Annotated in this window: 2 protein-coding genes; both read right to left on the minus strand. The window is 61.6% G+C overall.

Translation table 11 applies throughout. From position 1 onward, the window contains the following. Positions 1–31: 31 nt before the first annotated feature. Positions 32–2,518, minus strand: a complete 2,487-nt coding sequence (locus tag H7C86_RS36600) for a site-specific integrase (RefSeq protein WP_011133408.1) — start codon at positions 2,516–2,518, stop codon at positions 32–34. Next, the gene (locus tag H7C86_RS36605) at positions 2,515–3,774 is read right to left on the minus strand and encodes a site-specific integrase (RefSeq protein ID WP_011133407.1); all 1,260 of its coding nucleotides are present in this window, start codon (positions 3,772–3,774) and stop codon (positions 2,515–2,517) included. Before H7C86_RS36605 ends, H7C86_RS36600 begins: the two co-directional genes overlap by 4 nt. Between the last annotated feature and the right edge of the window lie 77 nt (positions 3,775–3,851).

A 3,851-nucleotide genomic window follows, 5' to 3' on the forward strand; every position in this document is an offset into this window, starting at 1 on the left:
GCTTCTCTGAACAAGAATTCAAGCTTGGTAATCATGTGGAAGTCCTTCCCGAGATCGATCCGAATCCAGGCATTCCGAGGTCAGTTGTTGCCGATCCTCGTTTCATCGTGGCATCGACCTGTGCGATCTTGTCCCTGACTCCGGTGTAGCTGACCTGCAGTCCTTCGACTTCACCCAGCCAGCCTTCCTGTTTGGCTTCGATGATGCGGGCTTCGAGGTTGTCTCGGATTTCTTCGAGCCTGCCTCGCTGCGTTGGATCCGGCCGCAGGAGTGAGCATCTGACGCAAGCATGCTCATGGATGCAGGGTGTGCCGAACGACCGTGCGCAGGTCCCGACCGATACTTTCCGCTTCTCGAAATGAGACAAGAACGCATCCCATTCCTCGTCGGTCGGTGTCCGGTATTCCTCACTGGGTCTCATCGAACGACGACGCGCGATGAACGCTCGATGCGCTTCGATCGTTTCCGAGGGGTAGACGGCCTTGTAGCCCATCGTCGTGTCAATTGTCTTGTGCCCGCAAATAACCTGTGCGATATGGGGTGGCAGGCCGTTCATGATCGCGTCGGTGACGAATATTCGCCGGAAGTCGTGGGGCTGAAACATCAACGGATCGCCACTGGCATCGGTGAGAGCTGCCACGGTGAGCGCATTGATGAGGAGCTTGCGGACGAAACTCGGTGGGATCGCTCGGCGTTCGTTTCCGATTCCCCGCTGAAAGAGCAGCGGCATCGGCGGATTCCACAGCTTCTCCTGCGTATCGTAGGCAGCCACGAGCGGTATCGATCCGTTGGGTTGCCGCGAACGCTGAACTACCGCACTGAGGACTTCCGCAAGCTCGGGACTGACCAAGATCAGCCGCTCGGTATCGGTCTTCGATGGAGCTATCTGCAGCAGCGGAACCAGTTCACCGGTACTAGGTAGTCGATATTCGGTGATGCTGTGGTGACTGAGCTCGAGGAGCTCTTCATGACGGATACCGCTGAGCCGCAACACTTCGATAGTGGCGAATGCCCAGAATGCTTCCTCGTCCTCGTAGGTGAGATCGCGGCGAACACCGGTAACAGTATTGTCGGCCCATACGACGCGGCCAGTTCCCCGACGGATCAAGGATCGTCGCAGTTCTCCGTCGGTTCCCGCGATCACCTCACCTGGTTCGGTGTTCTGCGCCGCAACAAGTAGAGCCGCTGCGGCCGCGCGGCGGTCAGCTGCGGACCGAACCAACTGCGACAGGACAGGCAATCGCTCGCGAGTGCGCTGATCCATCCGCGCTTTACGGTGTTTGAGTTCCTTGCCTCTTTTGACCTCGGCGTCGCTGATCGGGCAGGGCGCCACCCACTGCGCCCAGCGTGCCGGATCTTCGACGGCCCAGTGCGCGAGGTCGAGATAGAACGCACGCACTTGCAACAGATTGTCTTTGTAATTCTTTCGGGGCGAAGTTGTTTCGTGCTTTCGTCCCGCCGCGTCGACGGCGGTGCGTGTGATCGATCTCAGGTCGTCCTTCCATGCTCGGGCAACGTCAGGCGGCAGCGCCAGGGTGTCGATACCGGGGGCGAGTGTCTCGACGCGGCTCCAGAACAGCCCGGCGAGTCCTCGGGCACGAGAGTTGAGACTGGTGTAGTCCAGCGCGGGTTGACGCTCGCGCAGATAGTCGATGAGCAGAGCTCGGATCGGTTGGTTCTCGATCGGGTAGCGGTCGACGAGTTGTTCGATCGTCAACTGTCCGACCGGAGCGCCGAACGCACGGATGCTGTGTGGTGCATCCTCGGGAAAGATGCCCATCGCACGTAGTCGCAGGTAGAAATCGATCTTCTTCTGACCGCGGCGGGAGTGCACCTGCGCCATCGTTTCGATCAGCTCCACGCAATCGCCGACAGTGATCTCCGCGACCGTCCCGCCTTTGGATACCAGCAGGGTCGCGATTCTGGTCGCTGCGATTCGTGCATCGTCTCGCGAGGTATCCGGCTGAGTGGCAGCAAGCTCGTCCAACCGCGCGAATCCGTCCGGATCTCGCAGCTTTGCCATCATCGGCGCGAGAAACGGGTGCGCCCGGGAGAGCATCCACGGCAACTGCGGCCGGATCACGTCCAGGCACAGCAACATCAGCAGTCCTGCAGCCAGGTCGTTGCGATCATGTCTGACAGGGCGCCCGTGTCCGGCAATCCATTCCACCGGGAGATCGGCCCAGGAGGTTGTCGCGCCGTAACGAGACCCGCGGATGTTCTCGGCGCCGCTGGCGAGCCACCGGGCTTGCCAGGTATCGCCTGGCACCGAAGCCAACCAGGTCAGTATCTTGATCACGCCCCGGTGCCGTCCGGCTCGGGTGGTGACCGCAGCCTCAGCAAGCACCGAGCAGTTCAGTCGGGCCTCGACCTCCTCAGCAGAGGCAGCGGTGTGCGGCCACCAGAGTTCACCTTCGCGTGGTGGAAACTGTTTGTGCAGTTGGCGAATCCTCGAATGCGGCACCGGTGTGACCTCGAAGCGTTCCGGGCGGGTCATGTGCTTGACGGCAGTGCTCACAACGGCCTCCCGAACAGCACGCTCAACGCTGCCGGATCGTATCCAGGAGCAGGAGGCGGCGACGGAGCCCGCGGATGTTCCCGCTGATCAGCAGTACGAGCGTGGTGGGCCAGGACGCTGGCGATCACCTCGTCCTTATCGGGTGTCAGATAAATTTCGGTCGTCGACAAATGGGCGTGCCCCAACACCTCTTTGACCTCCACCAAGGACAAGTGCGGGTCGTTGGCCATCCGCCTCGCTGCACTGTGACGTAAGTCGTGCAGAGTCCAATCCGAACCGAGGGTAGCATTCGCACGCTCGAACATCCGATGCGCCGCATGGTAATTCAACGGGCGGCGAGGCCTTCGCAGTGTCCACCACAACGGTTGCATCCGTCCGAGTGGCACCTCGCCCCGCAACTGCTCCTGATACAACCGCAACCAGACGAACGCGTCCGCCGACGCGGGTACCTGCTCCACCGCACGTGTTCCCTTGCGCACCACAGTAATCAACTGCTGCCCCGGGTCGACATCGCACTCGCGGACTCCCAACAGCTCCGACGCTCGCACCCCCGATGAAATCCAGAACGCCACCAACGCCCGGTCCCGATCCGACGACAACGCCGCGAACAACTTATCGAACAGATCCTCGGGAATCGCTCGGGGAATCCGCTGCGAGACCCGAGGCCGGTAGCGCCCCACACGCTCAGGTGCCCAATGATCCATCGGATTGTGGTGCGCATGAGCCCGTCTCGACCGGCGAGAGAGATCGAGAGGGAACGGATTCAGAAGCGGGCCAGTCCCCGCGTCCCGATGAAAATCGTAGAAACTTCGCAGCACCGTCTCACTGTGCGCCACTGTCGCCGGCGAGTACCCGGCCCCCAGAGCCGGTTTGCCGGTGACAGGATTCGGCGATGCCGCAGCAGTAGCAGCCGCCTCGGCGCTGGCCGGCACCACTGATCCTTGTCGTGCCTTCGCCGTCAACTGGATCCAACAACTGAAATCGCGGGCATCGACCCGATCGGCACGATCCCACGCCACGTCCACAGCGTGAAGGAACCGCCACCATCTGAGCAGATCCATACCGTACGAACGCACCGTCGCCACCGACCTCCCGGAAGCGATCAGCTCCCGGAAGAACACCTCGACGGACTCCACTCGTTCACCGTCGCTGCCCTGCAAGACGTAAGGCTCCGCCGCCTGACCTGTCGCTATCAACCGACCCACTCGGGCCACCACAAGCCCCGACAGATCTCTCGAACTTTCCCCTTCGCTCATGTCCGCAAGCTACCGACCCACATCGACCCCACCCCTTCAGACCTGCACCATTCGGCATTTAGTTCAGTCAACGGGGC

The organism is Rhodococcus sp. UFZ-B548 (assembly GCF_903819475.1).
Lineage (GTDB): Bacteria > Actinomycetota > Actinomycetes > Mycobacteriales > Mycobacteriaceae > Rhodococcus_F > Rhodococcus_F erythropolis.